The 18,894-nt window shown below is 63.4% G+C and carries 18 protein-coding genes; 9 read left to right on the forward strand and 9 right to left on the reverse strand.

What is annotated here, in order from left to right:
- On the forward strand, positions 1-1,081 hold a 1,081-nt coding region (locus tag RJQ10_RS10515), incomplete at its 5' end, for an ATP phosphoribosyltransferase regulatory subunit (protein WP_350146335.1).
- Between the two features lie 23 nt (positions 1,082-1,104).
- Positions 1,105-2,400 carry an adenylosuccinate synthase gene (locus RJQ10_RS10520; protein WP_350146337.1) on the forward strand — a complete coding sequence of 432 codons (1,296 nt, stop codon included), beginning with the start codon at positions 1,105-1,107 and terminating at the stop codon, positions 2,398-2,400.
- A gap of 18 nt (positions 2,401-2,418) precedes the next feature.
- Here the strand turns inward: RJQ10_RS10520 and RJQ10_RS10525 are convergent, their stop codons facing one another.
- The 5 genes from RJQ10_RS10525 to RJQ10_RS10545 all read right to left on the reverse strand — a co-directional run bounded on the left by RJQ10_RS10525 (position 2,419) and on the right by RJQ10_RS10545 (position 8,279).
- Positions 2,419-2,802: an MAPEG family protein gene (locus RJQ10_RS10525; RefSeq protein ID WP_350146340.1), complete on the reverse strand. Its 384-nt coding sequence runs from the start codon at positions 2,800-2,802 to the stop codon at positions 2,419-2,421.
- A 65-nt stretch (positions 2,803-2,867) separates the two neighbouring features.
- A complete protein-coding gene (locus tag RJQ10_RS10530) occupies positions 2,868-3,263 on the reverse strand; it encodes a helix-turn-helix domain-containing protein (RefSeq protein ID WP_350146370.1) in 396 nt (131 codons plus the stop codon).
- Positions 3,264-3,442: 179 nt separating this feature from the next.
- Complete coding sequence (locus tag RJQ10_RS10535) at positions 3,443-5,422, reverse strand: M48 family metalloprotease (protein ID WP_350146342.1); 1,980 nt, start codon at positions 5,420-5,422, stop codon at positions 3,443-3,445.
- A gap of 35 nt (positions 5,423-5,457) precedes the next feature.
- The gene (locus RJQ10_RS10540; RefSeq protein ID WP_350146344.1) at positions 5,458-6,054 is read right to left on the reverse strand and encodes a LemA family protein; all 597 of its coding nucleotides are present in this window, start codon (positions 6,052-6,054) and stop codon (positions 5,458-5,460) included.
- Between the two features lie 92 nt (positions 6,055-6,146).
- Positions 6,147-8,279 carry a molybdopterin oxidoreductase family protein gene (locus RJQ10_RS10545; protein ID WP_350146346.1) on the reverse strand — a complete coding sequence of 711 codons (2,133 nt, stop codon included), beginning with the start codon at positions 8,277-8,279 and terminating at the stop codon, positions 6,147-6,149.
- A 135-nt stretch (positions 8,280-8,414) separates the two neighbouring features.
- Between RJQ10_RS10545 and RJQ10_RS10550 the strand changes: the two genes are divergently transcribed.
- From RJQ10_RS10550 to RJQ10_RS10560, 3 genes are read left to right on the forward strand one after another with little or no spacing between them, the layout of a single operon-like run.
- The gene (locus RJQ10_RS10550) at positions 8,415-9,863 is read left to right on the forward strand and encodes a circularly permuted type 2 ATP-grasp protein (RefSeq protein ID WP_350146348.1); all 1,449 of its coding nucleotides are present in this window, start codon (positions 8,415-8,417) and stop codon (positions 9,861-9,863) included.
- Positions 9,860-10,798, forward strand: a complete 939-nt coding sequence (locus RJQ10_RS10555) for an alpha-E domain-containing protein (RefSeq protein WP_350146350.1) — start codon at positions 9,860-9,862, stop codon at positions 10,796-10,798. The genes RJQ10_RS10550 and RJQ10_RS10555 overlap by 4 nt, the downstream gene beginning before the upstream one ends.
- Positions 10,795-11,880, forward strand: coding sequence for a zinc-binding metallopeptidase family protein (locus RJQ10_RS10560; RefSeq protein ID WP_350146352.1), 1,086 nt, complete (start codon positions 10,795-10,797; stop codon positions 11,878-11,880). Before RJQ10_RS10555 ends, RJQ10_RS10560 begins: the two co-directional genes overlap by 4 nt.
- A 31-nt stretch (positions 11,881-11,911) precedes the next feature.
- On the opposite strand, the gene RJQ10_RS10565 is transcribed toward RJQ10_RS10560, so the two are convergent.
- The 3 genes from RJQ10_RS10565 to RJQ10_RS10575 are packed head-to-tail and all read right to left on the reverse strand — an operon-like array spanning position 11,912 to position 15,150.
- Entirely contained in the window at positions 11,912-12,805 is an 894-nt protein-coding gene (locus RJQ10_RS10565; RefSeq protein ID WP_350146354.1) for a ribose-phosphate diphosphokinase, read from the reverse strand.
- Entirely contained in the window at positions 12,805-14,391 is a 1,587-nt protein-coding gene (locus tag RJQ10_RS10570; protein ID WP_350146356.1) for a thymidine phosphorylase family protein, read from the reverse strand. Before RJQ10_RS10570 ends, RJQ10_RS10565 begins: the two co-directional genes overlap by 1 nt.
- Positions 14,392-14,394: 3 nt before the next feature.
- The gene (locus RJQ10_RS10575) at positions 14,395-15,150 is read right to left on the reverse strand and encodes an Ntn hydrolase family protein (protein WP_350146358.1); all 756 of its coding nucleotides are present in this window, start codon (positions 15,148-15,150) and stop codon (positions 14,395-14,397) included.
- Positions 15,151-15,413: 263 nt separating this feature from the next.
- Between RJQ10_RS10575 and RJQ10_RS10580 the strand changes: the two genes are divergently transcribed.
- From RJQ10_RS10580 to RJQ10_RS10595, 4 genes are all read left to right on the forward strand, one after another.
- Positions 15,414-15,899 (forward strand): hypothetical protein, encoded by a 486-nt coding sequence (locus RJQ10_RS10580; RefSeq protein WP_350146360.1) that lies wholly within the window; start codon positions 15,414-15,416, stop codon positions 15,897-15,899.
- A 319-nt stretch (positions 15,900-16,218) separates the two neighbouring features.
- On the forward strand, positions 16,219-17,487 hold the full coding sequence (locus RJQ10_RS10585) for a tyrosine-type recombinase/integrase (protein WP_350146361.1): 1,269 nt from the start codon (positions 16,219-16,221) through the stop codon (positions 17,485-17,487).
- 44 nt (positions 17,488-17,531) lie between these two features.
- Positions 17,532-17,825: a BrnT family toxin gene (locus RJQ10_RS10590; protein ID WP_350146363.1), complete on the forward strand. Its 294-nt coding sequence runs from the start codon at positions 17,532-17,534 to the stop codon at positions 17,823-17,825.
- Positions 17,826-17,830: 5 nt separating this feature from the next.
- Complete coding sequence (locus RJQ10_RS10595; protein ID WP_350146366.1) at positions 17,831-18,031, forward strand: hypothetical protein; 201 nt, start codon at positions 17,831-17,833, stop codon at positions 18,029-18,031.
- Positions 18,032-18,701: 670 nt separating this feature from the next.
- Here RJQ10_RS10595 and RJQ10_RS10600 read toward each other — a convergent pair.
- A partial coding sequence (locus tag RJQ10_RS10600; RefSeq protein WP_350146368.1) for a hypothetical protein occupies positions 18,702-18,894 on the reverse strand: 193 nt, incomplete at its 5' end.

The following is an 18,894-nucleotide window of genomic DNA, read 5'->3' on the forward strand; positions in this document are numbered from 1 at the left end:
GCTGCTGGACCTGTATCGCAGCTGGGGCTACCAGCTGGTGATCCCACCGCTAATGGAGTTTACGGAGTCCCTGCTGATCGGCCTGGGCCGGGACCTGGATCTGCTCACCTTCAAGATGACCGACCAGATCAGCGGCCGTACCCTGGGTATCCGCGCCGACATCACCCCCCAGGTAGCCCGGATCGACGCCCACAGCCTGGCGCAGCCCGGCGTCACCCGCCTGTGCTACGCGGGCTCCACCCTGCACACCCGGCCCCAGTCCCTGCTGGCCTCACGCTCACCCATCCAGCTTGGCGCCGAACTCTATGGCGACGACAGCCTCGCTGCAGACGTGGAAGTGATCGCGCTTATGCTGGCAACGCTGGAGCATGCGGGGCTGGCCGACATTACCCTGGACCTGGGGCATGTTGGCGTCTATGAAGCCGTGCTGGCGGAGGCGGGACTCTCCCCGGAGCAGGAAGCGGATGTATTTGATGCCCTGCAGCGCAAGTCGCGGCCCGATCTCGAGGAGGCCCTGGTGGGGCTCGACGGGCCGGTGGCCGGGCTGATTACCGGCTTGCTCGAGCTGCACGGCGATGCCGCCGTGCTGGCCCGGGCCCGGGACCAGCTTGCCCAGGCGGCGCCGGCGGCCCTGGCCGCGGTGGCGGCGCTGGAAGCGGTGGCCGCGGCGGTGGAGCAGCGACACCCTGATCTGGCGATCTACTTCGACCTGGCGGAGCTGCGCGGTTATCACTATCACACCGGCATGGTCTTTGCCGCCTATGTGCCGGGCCATGGCCAGGCACTCGCCAACGGCGGTCGTTATAACGATGTGGGCAAGGTTTTTGGCCGGGCGCGCCCCGCCACCGGCTTCGCTACGGACCTCAAGGCCCTGATGGCCCTGTTCCCGGCGGCCGATGCGGAGCGCGGCGCTATCAGCGCCCCCATTGCCGAAGCCCCCGCACTGCTGGCGCGCGTTGCTGCACTGCGCGCCGCCGGAGAGACGGTGATCAACTGCCTGGGAGCGGAGCCGGATCCGCGCTGCGACCGGGAGTTGGTGGAAGTTGCTGGCGAGTGGCTGGTACAGCCCCTCGCTTCCTGATCAATCACACGAGTTGGATGTTCATGAGCAAGAATGTAGTAGTTCTCGGTACCCAGTGGGGCGATGAGGGCAAGGGCAAGATCGTTGACTTGCTGACCGACCAGGCCAGCGCAGTGGTCCGCTTTCAGGGTGGCCACAACGCCGGCCACACCCTGGTGATCGACGGCCAGAAGACCGTGTTGCACCTCATTCCCTCCGGTATCCTGCGGGCCAACGTGCGGTGCCTGATCGGCAACGGAGTGGTGTTGGCACCGGATGCCTTGCTGAAGGAAATTGGTGAACTGGAAGCCAAGGGTGTGCCGGTGCGTGAGCGCCTGAAAATTTCCCCCTCCTGTCCCCTGATCCTGCCCTACCACGTGGCACTGGACGTGGCCCGTGAAATCCGTCGCGGTGAGGCCAAGATCGGGACCACGGGGCGTGGCATCGGTCCCGCCTACGAGGACAAGGCCGCCCGTCGCGGGGTCCGCCTCGGCGACCTCAAGGACCCCGAGCGCTTTGCCACCAAGCTGCGGGAGGTCATGGACTATCACAACTTCCAGCTGGAGCACTACTACAAGGTCGAGCCACTGGACTACGACACTGTGCTGCGCGAGACCCTGGCGATGGCCGGCGAGCTGCTGCCCATGGTGGCGGATGTCACCGCCCTGTTGCACGAGTGCCGCAAGACCGATGCCAACATCATGTTCGAGGGCGCCCAGGGCTCCTTGCTGGATATCGATCACGGTACCTACCCCTTTGTTACCAGCTCCAACACCACGGCGGGAGGCACCGCCACCGGCTCTGGTTTTGGTCCGCTGTTCCTGGATTATGTGTTGGGTATCACCAAGGCCTACACCACCCGGGTGGGTTCCGGGCCTTTTCCTACCGAGCTTTTTGATGCTACCGGCGCCTACCTGGCTTCCCGCGGCCACGAGTTCGGCGCCACCACCGGTCGCCCCCGCCGCTGTGGCTGGTTCGACGCGGTCGCTTTGCGCAATGCCGTGAACATCAACTCTGTGTCCGGCCTGTGCCTGACCAAGCTGGACGTACTGGACGGGCTGGAAACGATCCAGATCTGCGTCGGCTATGCGGACAGCAGCGGGAATGCCGTGCCGAACCCGGTTGATTCAGACGACTACGACGGGTTGGTACCGGTGTATGAAGAGGTGCCGGGCTGGAGCGAATCCACCGTGGGCGCACGAACGCTGGAAGATTTGCCCCAGGCAGCGCGGGACTACATCCACAAAATCGAGGAAGTGGTCGGTGCGCCCATCGACATTATTTCCACCGGGCCTGACCGGGTGGAGACCATTGTCCTGCGCCATCCCTTCGACGCCTGACCCGGGTTTTTCCCGGCCTTACCAGAGGTGCGGCACCATGCCCCAGAGGGCGGTGCCCAGCAGCGCAATATTGGCGACAAAGCCGATGATCATCCCGGGGCCCCGCTTGGCCGGATCCTTGACGTAGCTGTTGCGGTAGAGGATCCGGCCGATCAGGAACGCCAGCCCGAGACCGGCCGCCACTTCGGGATTGAAGTAGAGGCCGCTCAGCCACAGGGCAGGCAGCGTTATCACCATCTGCTCCAGGGTATTCATCTGCACCCGGTAGGCGCGCTCGAAGTCAGGATCGCCGGAAACCGCTGGCGCAGCCAAACCGGAGCGGCCGCGCTGGGCGCCGCAGAGCATGATGAAGATCAGGTACTGCACCAGTATCAACAGGCTTACCAAAGCTACCAGGGCCATTGCGGAGTTTCCAGGCTGTGAGGGCCCCTCTTATACCGCCGGTGCCGCCGACTTGTCCAGCGCTGTCAGTAGTGGCGCAGCTTCCAGGTACTGAATCCGATACCCGTCCAGCGGCGAAAAGCCCGGTAGAAGCTGTTCACCTCCAGATAGCCCAGCTCATGGGCCAGGCATTTTCCCGGCCTCCAGTTGCTGCGCAGGGCCTGCTCGCAGCGGTACTGCCGGGCGCGATCCAGCAGGAACTGGTAGTGGGTGTGGTCGCTGCGCAGGCGGCGGCGAAGGGTCGTCGCACTCATGCCGAGCTCTGCCGCCACGGTGTCCACCCGCAGCCGCGACAGGTCCCCCCGCAGCAGGATATGCAGCACTCTGTCGGTAGTGCGTGATTCGGAATGGCGGCGGGCAGCGGTGGCGGGGCGGGCATCGCGCCAGCGGGCCGGATTGAGTGTGGTGTGAGTCTGTTCCATCACCAGAACCTCCCTGTTCAGGTTATTGCAGATATGTGTGCGGCACCCTGCCCGTCCTGGCTGCTTCATCCCTGTAGCAGCAGGTGGCAGTTTTGAGGTGCCGGACTAAAAACATAGCAGAGAATCGGCGGTATCGCCGGGGCGTCGGGGCGGCTGGACGCAATTGGTGAAAAGCGGCGTTAGTGGATTGCTGCCGGTTGATTGTCGAGGACATCGGGCAGCGGACAGTCCATGGCCGCGGCGATGCTTGCCAGCAGCTCCCGCTCGACCGGGCTTAACTGCCCGTCGGCACTGGCGGCCCTGCTCATGGCCTTCAGTAGTTTTGGTTTGAGCAGCGGGTAGCAGTCCGCGAGCTGCTGCACAGACCGGGCGAAAGCCTCCAGGCTGCAATCTTCTGCCGCCAGCAGCTGGAGCCTGGGGTAGCCCAGCTCGTCCGCTGCGAGGCGGAATGTGGTGACGGCCTCGCCGCTGCCGTGGTGGGCCAGCATGGACAGCACCATCCGCAGCGGGTAGCGGACCTTGTCGAGGCTGCGATGGCGCGGGGTGGCCGGTTTCACCTGGATGAACTCAGGATCGAGGTAATGGCGCAGCAGCTGGTACAGGCACCACTCCAGCAGGTCGGTGCGTCGGTCGGCCCGGATCACCCCCAGCACTGTGCGCTTGAACCGTCGGTACTGGGCCAGCGACTGACTCTTCAGGGCCGGCAGACACAGCTCCAGCAGGGGCAGGCGCTGTCCGGGATCGAGTTGCGCCACACCTTCCTGGAGGGTGTGGGCCAGGTCCTCCAGGCCCTGGATGCCGCTGTCCCTGAGCAACCCGTACTGTTTGTCGCGGACACTGGCCTGGGGGCTCAGGAGTATCGCCACTACCAGCGCGGTGGCGCCCAGGGGCTCGTGGCTGAAGCGCACGAAGGCCGGCGGCAGCTGACGGTGGCAGACCGGTGTCTCTTCCATCTGCCCCGCTGGATCGCAAGCAAACTCGGCATCGGGAGCGGAATCGACCGGCGCCTGTTCCCGCGCAAGCTCGGCGGCGGCCAGGGCGGCCGTCACCAGTGCCGCGCGCCCAACCCCGACCTCGGCCGCACCCGGTTGCCGCGCATGCTCCTGATAATGCTCTACCCGTCGCTCAATGTACCGCCCGTTCCACTGCGGATCCAGGCGCTGGATTCGCCGCGGCAGTGGCGGGTGGGTGGCGAACAATTGCCACAGCTGGTGCCGGATCTGGCCAAAGAAGATATGCGACATCTCGTCGGCCCTGGCGGCATGCACCAGCGAACCCGGGATATACCCGCCGATCACCTTGAGGGCATTGGCGATACCGCTGTTGTCGCGGGTGTACTGCACCGCGCAGGCGTCGGCCAGGTATTCCTTCTGGCGGCTGATGGCGGCCTTGATGAAGCCCGCCGCGATCCCTCCCAACCAGCCGGTAATCCATAGCCCCAGCCCCAGCAGGGGCAAGGCCGGGCCGCCCGTGCTGCGGTCGCGATCGTTGCCGGTGCGGTGATGGCGGCTGGAGCGCAGCAGTATATGGCCGACATCGCCGATGAAGGTTATGCCTTTGAGCAGCGCAGCCAGGCGCAAATTGAGGCGCATATCGCCATTGAGGATATGGCTGAACTCGTGGGCAATGACCCCCTGCAGTTCGTGGCGCTTGAGGTGCGTGATCGTGCCGCGGGTGACGCCGATCACGGCATCGGCGGGAGTGGTCCCGGCAGCGAAGGCGTTGATGCCCCGCTCGCCGTTCATGACGTAGACCGGCGGTACCGGCATGCCCGCAGCCAGGGCCATTTCATCGACGATGTTGAGGCAGCGGCGCTCAGCCGGGTCCAGGGTCTGTGGCAGCACCCGTGTCCCGCCCATGGCTTCCGCCACCACTTTGCCCCCGGATGCAAGCTGCAGCCATTTGACCAGGGCGACCAGCGCCACCGTGGCGCCAACGCCCAGGCCGATACTGCCGAAGCGCGCCCAGTTGAAGTAGGCGAGGAATTCGCGCCAGCTCCCGCGCTGTCCGGCATACAGATTGTAGCCGTCGCCCCACCAGAGGAAGGCGGCGACCATGGCATTGGTCAACAGGATCAGGGCGGCGACCGCGGCCAGGAACAGAATGGTCAGCAGGCGCGTGTTGCGCCGGGCCAGATCCTGCTGGGCAAAGAAATCCACGTCAGGCGCTCAGGCGAATGCTGCGCGACTGCCGCTCAGAAGCTGACCTTGGGTGCCGCCTGGATCTGGGCCGAGTCATCGAATTCCAGCAACTGTGCGTCGCCGGGATGGCCGAAAGTCGCTGCCAATACCACCGGCGGGAAGCTCTGGCGGTAGGTGTTGTAGGTCATGACAGCATCGTTGTAGCCCTGGCGGGCGAAGGCAACCCGGTTCTCGGTATTGGTCAGCTCCTCGGACAACTGCTGCATGTTCTCGCTGGCTTTGAGGTCCGGATAGGCTTCCATGGTGACGCTGAGCTTGCCGAGAGCGCCCTGCAGGGCGTTTTCCGCCCCGGCGAGCCTGGCCATGTCCGCGCCGCCGATATTGCCGGCACCCAGGGACTTGAGGATCGCCGCAGCTTCGTTGCGCGCCGTAGTCACCGCGTCCAGAGTCTCCCGCTCGTGGCTCATGTAAGCCCGGGCGGTTTCCACCAGGTTGGGGATGAGGTCGTAGCGCCGCTTCAGCTGTACTTCAATCTGGGCAAACGCGTTCTGGAACCGGTTCTTCAGCGTGACCAGCTGGTTGTAGATACCGATGACGTAAATGACCAGGCCCAGCAGTACCAGCCAGGTTACGATGGTGGAAATTTCCATGCCTGCGCCCTCCCGAGGCGGTGTACGGTCTGTCGATTCTACCTGAAAATTTCCTCGGGCTGCGGCAATTGGAGCACAGCGAATCCCGCCGTTCAGCTGCCGCCGGCGCTTACGGCTACCGGCACGCCGTTGACCGCCGCGTTGCCCGACAAGGCGTCCAGCAGCAGTTCATCGGTGACGTCGTTGCAGCTGACGCCGGCGTGGCGCACCGCGGTCTGCATGCGGATACCCGGGCGGTTGTGGCCGAACCCGTGGGGCAGGCTGACCACCCCCGGCATCATGTCCTCGCTGGCCTCCACGGTCACTGTTACCGCACCGGCCCTTGAACTCACGGTCGCCGCGGCACCGTCCTGAATGCCCCGACGGTGCATGTCCCGCGGGTGCATCAGCAAGGTGCAGCGGTCCTTGCCCTTCACCAGGCGGCGGTAGTTGTGCATCCATGAATTGTTCGAGCGCACGTGGCGGCGCCCTATCAGCCGCAGCAGGTCATCGCCCTCGCCACTGTACTGGTCCCGGAGTCGCTGCAGGTCGGCCAGTGGCTGGGGCGTGGCGCAGTTGATGGTTTTGCCGGCGGTTTGCAAACGCTGCGGCAGCTGTGGCCGCAGTGGCCCCAGATCGATGCCCGAAGGATGCTGTCGCAGCTTCGCCAGGCTCAGGGCGTGGGGGCTGCCCTGGCGCTCGCCGTAGGGACCCATTTGCAGGCCCATATCGATAATCTCGTGTGGTGGCATGGCCGGCTGGCTGTCCTGGCCCAGCAGCTGCGCCACCCGGTTGCCCAGCTCGGCGAATATTTCCCAGTCGTGCAGCGCGCCCTCGGGTTTGGCGAACACCGCCTCGCTGTGCCGGGCAGTGTTGCGGATGGCGTTGATGTGAAAGGCGAGATCGTAGTGGTCGTGCTCCAGTGGCGAGGTGGGCGGGAGGATGATATCGGCGTGGCGGGTGGTCTCGTTCAGGTAGGGGTCCAGGCAGACCATGAATTCCAGCTGTTCCAGCGCCGCATCCAGCTGCCGACCGTTGGGCGTGGAAAGGACGGGGTTGCCGGCGCCGACGAACAGGGCTCGTATCCGGCCCTCCCCCGGGGTGGTGATTTCCTCCGCCATGGCTGCCGCGGGCAGCTCCCGGTCGAACTCCGGTAGCTTGCGCACCCGGCTGTGGTTGCGGCCAAACCCGCCGGGGCTGATGCTGCTGACCTGATCAACCGCCGGCAGGGTGAACAGGGACCCGCCCGGTTTGTCGAGGTTGCCGGTGGCGATGTTGAGCAGCTGCAGAAGCCACTGGCACAGGGTGCCGTAGGCCTGGGTGGAGACCCCCATGCGGCCATAACAGATGCCCGCGCCTGCGGCCGCGAGTTCACGGGCAATGCGTCGCGTGGTCGCCGGGTCAATACCGGTATGGCGGGCGGCGAATTCCGGCGTAAAATCAGCAATGGCGGCGGCCACTGTCTGCAGCCCGGTGACAAAGCCGCCGAGGGCGCCCGGGTCAACGAGGTCTTCGGCGAACAGGGTCTGCAGCAATGCCAGCAGGAACAGGGCATCGGTGCCCGGGGTAATGAACAGGTGCTCGCTGGCGAGCTGCGCTGTTTCCGTGCGCCGCGGGTCCACCACCACCAGCCTGGCGCCACGGCGCTTGAGGTCCTTGATCCGGCGGCGCACGTCGGGCACCGTCCAGATGCTGCCATTGGAGGCAATCGGGTTGGCGCCCAGCATCAGGAAATAGTCGCAGCGGTCGATATCCGGGATCGGGAACAGGGACTTGTGTCCGAACAGCCACAGTGCGACCAGGTGGTGCGGCAGCTGGTCCACCGAGGTGGCGGAGAAGCGATTGCTGGTGCGGAAATGGCGGAACAGGTTTTTCTGGTGGGTCATCATGCCGTAGTTGTGGACGGTGGGGTTGCCCAGATAGACGCCGACGGCATCGACGCCATCGCGTTGGGCGATCTCCACCAGACGCCTCGCGGTCGTATCCAGAGCTTGCTCCCAGCCGATATCCTGCCAGCTGTCCGCCGCACCGTTGCTGCCCCGGACTCGCTGCACCGGCCCTCGCAGGCGGTCCGGATCTTCGTGGATATCCTGTAGCGCTATCGCCTTGGGGCAGATGTGGCCTCGGCTCAGGGGGTCTTCCGGGTCGCCCTTGATCGACAGGACCTGCGTGCCATCGGTCTCGATGAGCAGACCGCAGATGGCTTCGCAGAGGTGACAGGCGCGATGGTGAATGGCTTTGGGCATGGCTGCGACCCTGGAGTCTGACTTTCATTCCAGTGTAGCGGGTTTGGGCGGGGCGGTTAAGCGGCGCTGCCGCTGGCGACGGTTGCCGCTTTTGTGTAATCTCGGGAGAAGTGCCCAACTGTATTCAGGGAAACGATGAACGAGAGCTGGAAGTCGTATCAAACGGGCAACTTCTTCGACGAGTTGATTACGCCCAAAGGCCAGCCACGGGCGGCCGCTCGCGGGGCCATCCGGCTCTTGCAACAGCTGCCGCTGGAGGAAATGGCGGCGCGCCGCGCCGCGGCGGAGCTCGCCATCCGCGAAATGGGTATATCCTTTACGGTCTATACCGAGGGCGGCAATATTGATAGAGCCTGGCCCTTCGACATCATTCCCCGGGTGATCTCAGCGCGGCAGTGGCAGGCGGTCAGCGATGGCCTGCGCCAGCGCAGCCTCGCCCTCAACCGCTTCATTGACGACGTCTACAACAAGCAGTCGATCCTCGCCGATGGTGTGGTGCCCGCCGAGGTGGTGCTGGAATCCGGCAACTACAAGGCCCCCTGTGCAGGGATGTCGCCCCGGTTTGGCGTCTGGGCGCATATTTGCGGTTCCGACCTGGTGCGCGATGGCGACGGCAAGTTCTATGTCCTGGAGGACAACCTGCGGGTACCCTCCGGGGTGTCCTACATGCTGGAAAACCGGGAAATCACCAAGCGGGTGCTGCCGGAGCTGTTTGAAAACTACAGTATCCTGCCGGTGGACGACTACCCGTCAAAGCTTTACCAGACCCTGGCATCACTCTCGCCGCGGGAGCGGCGCCGTCCCTGCATCGTGGTGTTGACTCCCGGTATCTACAATTCCGCCTACTTTGAACACGCCTACCTCGCCCAGGGCATGGGTGCGGAGCTGGTCGAGGGCAGTGACCTGCTGGTGGCGGACGATGACTGTGTCTATATGCGCACGGTGGACGGGCCGGTGCGGGTGGACGTGATCTATCGCCGTATCGACGAGGAGTTCATGGACCCGGAGGCGTTCCGGCCGGACTCCATGCTGGGGGCGCCGGGCCTGATGCGGGCCTGGAAGGCGGGCAAGGTGGCCATTGCCAACGCGCCCGGCAGCGGGGTTGCGGATGACAAGGTCATCTACGCCTATGTGCCGGAGATGATTCGCTACTACCTCAAGGAAAAGCCACTGCTGGCCAGTGTCCCGACCTACCTGTGCATGCGGGAAAAGGACCGGGAGTATGTGTTGAACAACCTGGACAAGCTGGTGGTGAAGCCTGCCAACGAGTCCGGCGGCTACGGGATCATGGTTGGCCCCCACAGCAGCGCCGCGGTACGGCGCAAGTTTGCACGCCTGATCGAGGAGAACCCGCGCAATTACGTGGCCCAGCCGACCCTGTCCCTGTCCACCGCTCCGACCTATATCGACGACGCGGTCGAGCCCCGCCACCTGGACCTGCGCCCGTTCATCCTGCAGGGTGAGGACAGCTGGGTCACGCCGGGGGGGCTGACCCGGGTAGCGCTGGTGAAGGGTTCGCTGGTGGTGAATTCCTCCCAGGGCGGCGGCAGCAAGGACACCTGGATTGTGGAGGGCAAGGCATGACCATGCTGTCCAGCGTTGCCGAACGCCTGTACTGGATGGCGCGCTACCTGGAGCGGGCGGAAGACACCGCGCGCCTGGTGGCGGCCTACAACCACTTGATCATGGATATTCCCCGGGGTTCGGAGCTGGGTTGGGATGTGCTGATCCGCATTCTGGATGCGGAGCCCGCTTTTTATGCCAGTTACCGGGTGGGCAATGAGCAGAATGTGCTGCGCTACCTGATGGCCGAGCAGGACAATGTGTCGAGCATACCGTTCGCGGTACGCTGGGCCCGGGAGAACGTGCGCACGACCCGCGACGTGCTGCCGGAGGAAACCTGGGAGCAGATCAACGAACTGTATCTCTACACCAATGACACGGCGGAAAAATCCGTTGGTCGGCGCAATCGCCAGGCCTTCCTCGAGGAGATCGTCAATCGCTGCCAGCTGATCAACGGCATGCTGGCCTCGACCCTGCCGCGTGACCACGCCTACCGCTTCCTCAGGCTGGGGCATTTGCTGGAGCGCTCGGACATGACCACCCGCCTGATGGACGTCGGCGCCGGCGAGATCCTGGCCCGGGACGGCACCCATGGCGCCATTGACCCGCTGATCTGGGCGTCCCTGTTGCAGGCCCTGTCCGCGTTCGGCGCCTACCGGCGCATGATCGGGCCGCTGGTGGAGGCAGGACGGGTCGTGGACTTCGTGTTCCGGGAAGCGATGCTGCCACGGTCGGTGGCCTTCTGCCTCGCCGGGGCGCGCGAGGAGCTCAAGCCGCTGAAAAGCCATCAGGCGGCTTTGCGCGTTCTGGATCGTGGCCGGCGCAAGTTGTCGCGACTGAACCCCGACCACATGACACGGGACGAGCTGCACCGCTATATCGATGAGTTCCAGTCCCTGTTGAGCGAATTGCACGGAGTAATCACGGCGACCTGGTTCCACCCGGATACACCGTGAAGCGCCTGCAGTGTGCCTGTGGCAGCCAGGTCTTCTTCGAAAGCCGGGATTGTGTGCATTGCGGTGCCAGGCTCGGCTTTGATCCCGCCACCCAGAGCATGCAGAGCCTGCAGCCACAGGGTGAGGGGCTCTATCTCGGCGCCAACGGCACCCACTATCGCCTCTGCGACAACGGCACCCAATGGGACGTCTGCAATTGGTTGTGCCCGGCCGAGGGGCGGCCGGCTGAGGTGTGCCCGGCCGAGGAGCAGCCGGCTGAGCTGTGCCCGCCCGAGGACTCCCACCCGCTCTGCTTCGCCTGCCAGTTCAACCGCGTCATCCCGAATCTGTCACTCCCCGGGAATATCCAGCGCTGGTGGATTCTCGAACAGGGCAAGAAACGCTTGTTCTACACCCTGCTCAGCCTGGGCCTGCCGCTGGTGAACGGCTGGCGCGATCCCCGCGACGGTCTCCTGCTGGATTTCATCGAGGATGGCCGCAGCCACGAGGAATTTGCGGAGACCTTTGCCAGCACCGGCTTCCTGGGCGGCGTGATTACCATCAATACGCTGGAAGCCGATGAGGTGGCGCGGGTGGTGGCCAGGGAGCAGATGAACGAGCACTACCGCACAGTGCTGGGGCATCTGCGCCACGAATCGGGTCACTACTACTGGTCGCGGCTGGGGCGCGACAGTGATCTGCGGGCGGGTTTTGCCGAACTGTTCGGGGACGAGACCATGGACTACGCTGGCGCCCTGGATCGGCACTACCGGGAGGGGCCGTCGCCAGAGTGGCGCAACTTCTACATCAGCGCCTATGCCAGCGCCCATCCGGCAGAGGACTGGGCCGAGACCTGGGGTCATTATCTGCATATCGAGGATGCCCTGGAAACGGCGGCAGCCTACGGCGTGACCCGCGAGGACATTGACAGCCTGGATATCAGTGCCCGCATCGCCCTCTGGCGCGACCTCAGCATTACGCTCAATGAGCTTAATCGCAGCGTTGGTCGTGGCGACGCCTACCCCTTTGTCATCAACAGCTTTGTCGAGTCCAAGCTCTGTTTCGTGGAGCGGGCGATACGCCGGCTGCAGACCATGACCTGAATCCCGCGGCGCTGGCAGCGAGCTGTTGCCGCTAGAGGAGCGGCAGCAGGGCGCCTGCCAGGATGGGCGCCATCGGCACCGCGTTGCTGGAGTGAGCAATACAGTCGGTGCTCCAGACCTCCGCGATACCTGCCGCGGTCATGACCTGCAGTGCATCCCCGGCGAAGAGGGCGTGGGTGACAGCCACATCAACGGAACGCGCGCCCGCCGCCAGCAACAGCCGGGCAGCTGCGGCAAGCGTGCGCCCGGAGCTGGCGACATCATCCAGCAGCACGATCTCGCGGCCGGAGACGTCGACGGCGGGCAGCGCGATTTCCACCTGGGTGTCCCCGTGCCTGACCTTGCTGCATACGGCGTACTCCAGGTCCCGGGCCCGCGCCGCGCTCTCGACCCACTGTGCAGACTCTGCATCCGGGCCGATCAACAGCGGCCGCTGGCGGCGCTGGTTCACCAGCTCCGCCAGGCTGGGTGCGGCGGAAAGTGCTATAGCCGCCGTCAATGGCACCGCCTCCTGCAGACGGCTGATACGGTGGAGATGGGGGTCCACGGTGATCAGACCGTCGAACAACTCCGCCAGGAAAGCGCCGACAATTTTCTGGCTGACAATCTCCCCCGGGTGGAAAGCGATGTCCTGGCGCATATAGCCCAGGTAGGGCGCAACCAGCAGTAGTTGCCGCACGCCCAGTTGTCGCGCGTGCCGGGCGACCAATAGCAGCTCAACGAGTTTGTCGTTGGGACGGTCCAGGCTGCGGTAGAGCACCAGGGTGTCCGGCGGGCCGTCAACGGCCGCATCGGGCAGTGTCAGTTTGAGTTCCTCGTCCGGGAAACGGTGGCTGGCGATTTCCGCCACCGGCAGGGCGCAGGCACTGGCCAGGCGCGTGGCCGCGGTGCGCTCGTCGGCAAAATGCAGTACCAGCGCGGCCATCAGAATTCCACGAACAGAGCCGGCATGGCCTCGGCGTTGCCGATGGTGAAGCCGGTGGCGCGTTCGCAGAGCTGGCGGGCGAAGCCCAGTTCCGTGGGGTAGGCGGCATGGACCCGGTACAGGGAATCGCCGGCTGCGACTGTATCGCCCAGTTTGGCCAGCAGGTCGACACCGGCGCCTGCGGCCCGAGGGGCACCCGCCTGGCGGGCGATGCGTGCGAGCTGCAGATTGTCGATACCTATGACCGTGCCGGGCCCCGGGGCCGCGATCTCGAAGCTGAGGGGCGCCAGCGGCGGGTTTTCCGGGTCGAACGGTGTGGCGCCCTGGGCGGCGATAATATCCTGCATCTTCTGCAGGGCCCTGCCGGAGTCGAGGATATCCCTGGCGATGGCGAAGCCGTCGCCGCCGCGCACATCCGGGTCGAACTCCAGCATGCGGCCTGCCAGGCGCAGGGCCTTCTGGCGCAGGTCGTTGGGAGCCAGCGGGTGATTCTGCAGTACCCGCATCACGTCGCGGGCCTCCAGCACCGGACCGATGCCGTTGCCCACCGGCTGGCGGCCATCGGTGATCACGACGTCCAGGGACAGCCCCATGCGCTTGGCAACGAACTCGAACAGGCGGCGCAGGCGCTGGGCGTCGGGCATGGAGCGGACCTTGGCGGTCGGGCCGATGGGGATGTCCAGTACCAGGTGGGTAGAGCCAGCGGCTGCTTTCTTCGACAGGATGGAGGCTACCATCTGGCCCGGCGAGTCAATGGACAGCGGCCGCTCCACCGCGATCAGGACATCATCCGCTGGCGACAGGTCGCTGGTGCCGCCCCAGGCCAGGCAGCCGCGGTGGGTGTGGACGATCTCCGTGAGTTGGTCGAAGGACAGTTCTACCCTGGCCAGTACTTCCATGGTGTCCGCTGTGCCGGCCGGGGAAGTGATGGCCCGGGACGAGGTTTTCGGGCAGAGCATGCCGTGGGCCGCGACAATCGGCACCACCAGCATGGAGGTGCGGTTTCCCGGTATGCCGCCGATGCAGTGCTTGTCCACCACCGGGTGTTCGCCCCAGTTCAGGCGGCGCCCGACATGGCTCATGGCGTCACTGAGGAAAAACACTTCCTCCCGGTCCAGCTCCGACTGGTTGCAGGCGACCACGAACGCGGTCAGCTCGATCTTGGAATAACGGTGTTCTGCGATGTCGGAAACGATCGCCCGGAAGTCCTCCGAGGACAGGCGTTCCCCGGCGATCTTGCGGTGCAGGGCGGGAATCGAGCTGGCCGGCTCGGCCTGTGACACCCGGACCTGCTGCCCCTCCTCCAGGCCCAGCAGGGCAAAGGCGTCCTCGGACAGGCCCAGTTCGCTGCAGCCGACGATCGCGTCGTCATCCACCACGTTGACGCTGGCCAGGATACGCTGGCCGTTGCTGCTCACCGCGACCTTGGCCAGCGCCTGGAAGCCCTCGGCGCGATACAGCTCGCACTCGCGGTGCAGGTAGGCGACGTTTTCCCGGTAGGTATCAATGCCGACGCGGCGCAGCGCCAGTGTGGAGGCGGCCTGGGCGGCCTTCAGTTCGTCAGCTCCGGGCGTGGCTTTCTTCATCGCCTAGTCGTCTTCCTTCAGGATTTCTCCCAGGGAGGGCAGCTTCTCGAAAGCCTCGCGGATATTGTCATCCCAGCTCTGGCGGAGCTTGGCCAGGTAAGGGTGATGCTCCTCCAGGGTGAAATAGCGGGCGTAGGGCTTGAGGCTGTCATTGCGGTAGTACAGGCACTCCAGCGGTGGCCCCACGGTCGCGTTGGAGCGGATCGTGGAGTCCATGGAGACCAGGGCGCAGCGCATCGCGGTTTCATAGGGCGTGTCCGGGCGCACGATGCGGTCGAGAATGGGCTTGCCGTACTTGGTCTCGCCGATCTGCAGGTAGGGATACAGCTCGGAAGCGGTAATGTGGTTCCCCTCGGGGTAGATCAAGTACAGGGCCTGGTGGTGGCCCTTGATCTGACCGCCGAGGATAAAGGTGGCGGCGGCGTTGAACCCGGGCCCCGCTACCGGTGCGCTGGATGCGGTGTAGCGGGCCTGTTCGCGGACACTGATCTCACCCACATAGTCCGCCACGTCAGCGACATAGCGGGCCTTGAGGATGTTGAATTTGGCGTCTTCTTCCAGGTCGCGCTGGATCTGCGCGATCACCGCCTGGCTGGTGGCCAGGTTGCCGGCGCTGAGCAGGACCAGCGAGCGATCGTAGGCCACCGAGAACCGGTGCATCTTGCTGTAGGTACTGACGCGATCGGGGCCGGCATTGGTCCTGGAGTCGGAGCAGAAGATCAGGCCGTCTTCCACGGCGATGGCAAGGCAATAGGTCATGGGAGAAGACTCGGGGTCCAACTGTTGCTCAAGCGCGCAAGCATACTGGCAGCCGCGGATGATTGCCACATGCCCAGGCCTTGCCTTGCCATATCAACCAGAGGCGGCTAAATTGACCGAGACTGTACTATCGTGCCTTAGGGGGTGCTATGCGGAAGATTATTTACGGTCTTGCGGCGCTGTTGGCGTCTCAGGTGGCATTGGCAGGGCCACCGTCATCAGGGTTTTCTACTATCAGTATGAGCTGGACTGGCGTGTCGGCAGTGCCGACTTTGGGCCTTTACGGGACGATCGCGCTGGCGTTGCTGGTCATGGTGGTGACGCTGCGCGTTTTGCGCGACCGGCCTGCAGTAGTTCGCGTCGTGGCTCCAGTTGCGGCCATGGGGCTGACCCTGGGCGCGGGGCTGTGGACGCAGGACATCACGGCGGGCGCTATTGCAGTGCCATCGATCGGGGCCAGCAGTTGCAGTGGTTCTGCGACCTACACCGCGAGCCCTGTGAATCCGCCGCCCTGTTTCGTCAATACCTGCGGTGCCCCGGTGACGGTCAGTTACACCTTTGTCAGCGGCGAGGACTTTTTCGGTGATCCGTTGACGGCTGAGGGGTGTACCCTGGACTATTATTGCCAGGAAGTTGATGATCTGGACAGCGAGTTGGTGGCTGCCCAGGGAGGCGTGGTACCCAGCAACGGGGAGGCCTACGCAACGGCCTACTGCGGAGAGATATTCGGGATGGGACCGCCCCCCTGAGATTAACGGCGCTCATGAGGCGGCCCGGTGTCTCGGGCCGAAAACCCTCATTGTGCCGCAGTCTCCTGCCTCGTCGCCGGTTCGGGTGACTGGAAGCCTGAAGGTTCAGGGCGCAGGACTAGCGGCGAGACAGTAAAAAGTGCGGGTTTTTCTGGAATCTTGAAGTGGTGCCCAGGAGAGGAAAAATTCCGGGGTCTCATCCAGTCGCTTCAAATGCCGCCAAACCCTTTATTCCAAGCGCTTTTCTCATAATGCTTGTCCCACTCCATTGCATGGCATATCATCGAATCATCCTCCTTATGTTGGGAAGGAAGTGGTGATGCCAAAGTCGGTGCCCGAAATGAGCGATGCCGCCGTGCGGAGGTTGCGGCACAGAGGTGCAAAGGCGGCCGTGTATGCAGTGGGCGGTGTCTCGGGGCTGCTACTGGTCTGCAAGCCGCCGGTCAGGGCGGGGGAGGCCATCGGGGCCCGGTCGTGGATTCTCCGGGTGATGATGGGTAGTAGGCGCCGGGATATCGGGCTTGGCGGTTATCCGACGGTCAGTCTCAGCCAGGCTCGTCACAGGGCGCGGGAGGCACGGGAAACCATATGGCAGGGCAGTGATCCCATTGCGGACCGGAAAGCGCGAAAATCGCTTCTGGCGGCACAACAGGCCAAACAAGTTACTTTCGCTGAGTTGGCGCGGGAGTACATCGACAAGAAAAGCGCGGAGTTCAAAAGCGCCAAGCAAGTCCAGAAGCTCACTAGCCACCTGGAGACCTATGCGTTTCCGCACCTGGAGAGGATGGTTGTGGGCGATATTGAGCGGGCTCACGTCGTCAAGATGCTGGAGCCCATATGGGCAGTGAAAAACGAGACGGCCAGCCGGGTGCGCTTGCATGTCGAACGGATACTCGACTTGGCTGGTGTCAAAGGGCTGCGCACCGGAGACAACCCGGCCCGGTGGAAAGGTAACCTTGCCCTTTCATTCCCGGCCCGCGCCAAGGTCGCCAAGGTCGAACACTACAAAGCCTTACCGGTCGCGGACATGCCGGAGTTCTGGCGTAGTCTGAAGGCTGCAGAGTCCCTGGGCGCGAAGGCCCTACAATTCATCATCTTGACCGCGAGCCGTGCAGGCGAGGCAAGAGGCGCAGCATGGGACGAAATCAATTTCAAAGCAAAGCTATGGACGATACCCGCCTCCCGCATGAAGGGAGGGAGGGAGCACAAAGTGCCGTTGTCGGATCCCGCGATCGCGCTGCTGGAGTCGCTGCCCCGCCTCGGTCCGCATATTTTCACCGGCCCGCGGAACAAACCAATTTCTGATGTTGTGATTAGTCGGATGCCGAAAATCCTTGGCCAGAACGTGACCACGCACGGTTTCCGCGCCACCTTCCGAACTTGGGTGCAGGAGCACACAGCATACCCGGAAGACGTGGCAGAACTGTCGCTTGCGCACGTTAACAGCGATGCCACCCGGGCGGCCTACGCTCGTGGGGAGCTTGTGGAAAAGCGCCGTTCACTGATGGCCGACTGGGCTAAGTTCTGCAAGACTGGGTCAACCTGGACGAGGGGCAACGTGGTGGCAATAGGAGACATTTCTCAATGACTGAAAACCTTCTATCCTCCCCCAGGGCAACAAAGGGCTGATCCATGCGGTACAATTTTGAATGGGATCCGGTCAAAGCTCGAAGCAACGCCGAGAAGCACTGCGTATCCTTTGAACAGGCAACGGAAGTATTTAAGGACCCGATGGCCCTGACCCTCTATGACGATGACAACGCCAGCAGTGAGGAAGACCGCTGGATTACCCTGGGGCAGGCCAACGGACAACACTATCTGGTCGTGGCGCATACCTACCGCAATCAGCAAGACAACGCGGTGACGATCCGGCTAATTTCAGCCAGACCCGCCACCAAGCGCGAAATTAAGCAATACGAAGGGTGAACACCATGCGTGAAGAATATGATTTTTCCAAAGGCGAGCGCGGGAAATTCTATAACCCCAACGCTACCATGAACATGCCGGTGTACCTCGACGCCGATGTGCTGGATTATTTTGCAGCCAAAGCCAAAGCTAAAGGCGTTGAGCTGAACCGGATGGTTAACGATCTGCTTAAAAGGGATATTGCGTTGATTGAAGAGGTTAAATGACACAGGCCAGAAAAAGCCCAGTCGGGGTAACACGACGGGGTCTTTTTCTGAACAAATCACTAAATGCAGTAGTTGACCAGCCAGCCACCGCCCACGCTGGCACTGGTCAGCCGATCGAGGGTTTCGTAGGTGAAGGTCTCGGACAGCACATGGTGGCGACTGCTGCGCTGTCCGCTATCCTGAAAACCCACGCCAGGAGAGGTAAAAGAGCAAAGCCAGAACAGCAAAAGCTGCTATTCCCCACGCGTTTCCGCCCGACATGACTGCCCACGCCTGTTCACCATGTGCCGACTATAGCCGCTCGCGGGTTGGAGGATGATTTCGGGAAATATAGACGCGCAGGAACATGAAGCACACGTAGCCGATGGCTGTAGAGATCGCGGGGTAATTCACCGGCTTCCCGAGAAGCGCAGCTAACAGGAAGCCTGTTGCTATCAGGGCAGCCCCAATGAGGACGAGGCCTCCATAGACTTTGATTGGTCCCGGGGTGAGGATAAGTTCGCGTAAATGACTCTCTCTGTCAGTCATAAGACTCCTGCTCGCCTGCCGCTATCACCGCACATCGGCCCTCAGTCAAGCAACTTAACTATGCAAACCAAAGGGTATCATGTGAATAGTAGCTAATATTATGAACATAGCTAGAGCACGGGTGAAACGGTTCTCTTCATGTTTAAGTATCGAGGAAAAGAAGTGAATGTCCTGTTTCGAAAAATACAGGTAACAGCCTATCCAACAACCCGTGCCAAGTACCACCGAGAAAATTGCTTTTCCAAGTGGAGCACCATTGAAATGAGCAATTGCCAAGAGTAACAAACTGTAAAGGAGCCATAAAACTCGGAATATCCAAACCAGCCAAGTTTTCT

Source organism: Haliea sp. (genome assembly GCF_040222615.1).
In the GTDB taxonomy this organism is placed as follows: Bacteria; Pseudomonadota; Gammaproteobacteria; order Pseudomonadales; family Halieaceae; genus Haliea.

Excerpts from the sequence above, each read along its gene's own strand:
- RJQ10_RS10520 (WP_350146337.1), top strand. The coding sequence starts at position 1,105 with ATGAGCAAGAATGTAGTAGTTCTCGGTACCCAGTGGGGCGATGAGGGC.
- RJQ10_RS10525 (WP_350146340.1), bottom strand. The coding sequence starts at position 2,802 with ATGGCCCTGGTAGCTTTGGTAAGCCTGTTGATACTGGTGCAGTACCTG.
- RJQ10_RS10530 (WP_350146370.1), bottom strand. The coding sequence starts at position 3,263 with ATGGAACAGACTCACACCACACTCAATCCGGCCCGCTGGCGCGATGCC.
- RJQ10_RS10540 (WP_350146344.1), bottom strand. The coding sequence starts at position 6,054 with ATGGAAATTTCCACCATCGTAACCTGGCTGGTACTGCTGGGCCTGGTC.
- RJQ10_RS10545 (WP_350146346.1), bottom strand. The coding sequence starts at position 8,279 with ATGCCCAAAGCCATTCACCATCGCGCCTGTCACCTCTGCGAAGCCATC.
- RJQ10_RS10550 (WP_350146348.1), top strand. The coding sequence starts at position 8,415 with ATGAACGAGAGCTGGAAGTCGTATCAAACGGGCAACTTCTTCGACGAG.
- RJQ10_RS10555 (WP_350146350.1), top strand. The coding sequence starts at position 9,860 with ATGACCATGCTGTCCAGCGTTGCCGAACGCCTGTACTGGATGGCGCGC.
- RJQ10_RS10565 (WP_350146354.1), bottom strand. The coding sequence starts at position 12,805 with ATGGCCGCGCTGGTACTGCATTTTGCCGACGAGCGCACCGCGGCCACG.
- RJQ10_RS10570 (WP_350146356.1), bottom strand. The coding sequence starts at position 14,391 with ATGAAGAAAGCCACGCCCGGAGCTGACGAACTGAAGGCCGCCCAGGCC.
- RJQ10_RS10575 (WP_350146358.1), bottom strand. The coding sequence starts at position 15,150 with ATGACCTATTGCCTTGCCATCGCCGTGGAAGACGGCCTGATCTTCTGC.
- RJQ10_RS10585 (WP_350146361.1), top strand. The coding sequence starts at position 16,219 with ATGCCAAAGTCGGTGCCCGAAATGAGCGATGCCGCCGTGCGGAGGTTG.
- RJQ10_RS10590 (WP_350146363.1), top strand. The coding sequence starts at position 17,532 with ATGCGGTACAATTTTGAATGGGATCCGGTCAAAGCTCGAAGCAACGCC.
- RJQ10_RS10595 (WP_350146366.1), top strand. The coding sequence starts at position 17,831 with ATGCGTGAAGAATATGATTTTTCCAAAGGCGAGCGCGGGAAATTCTAT.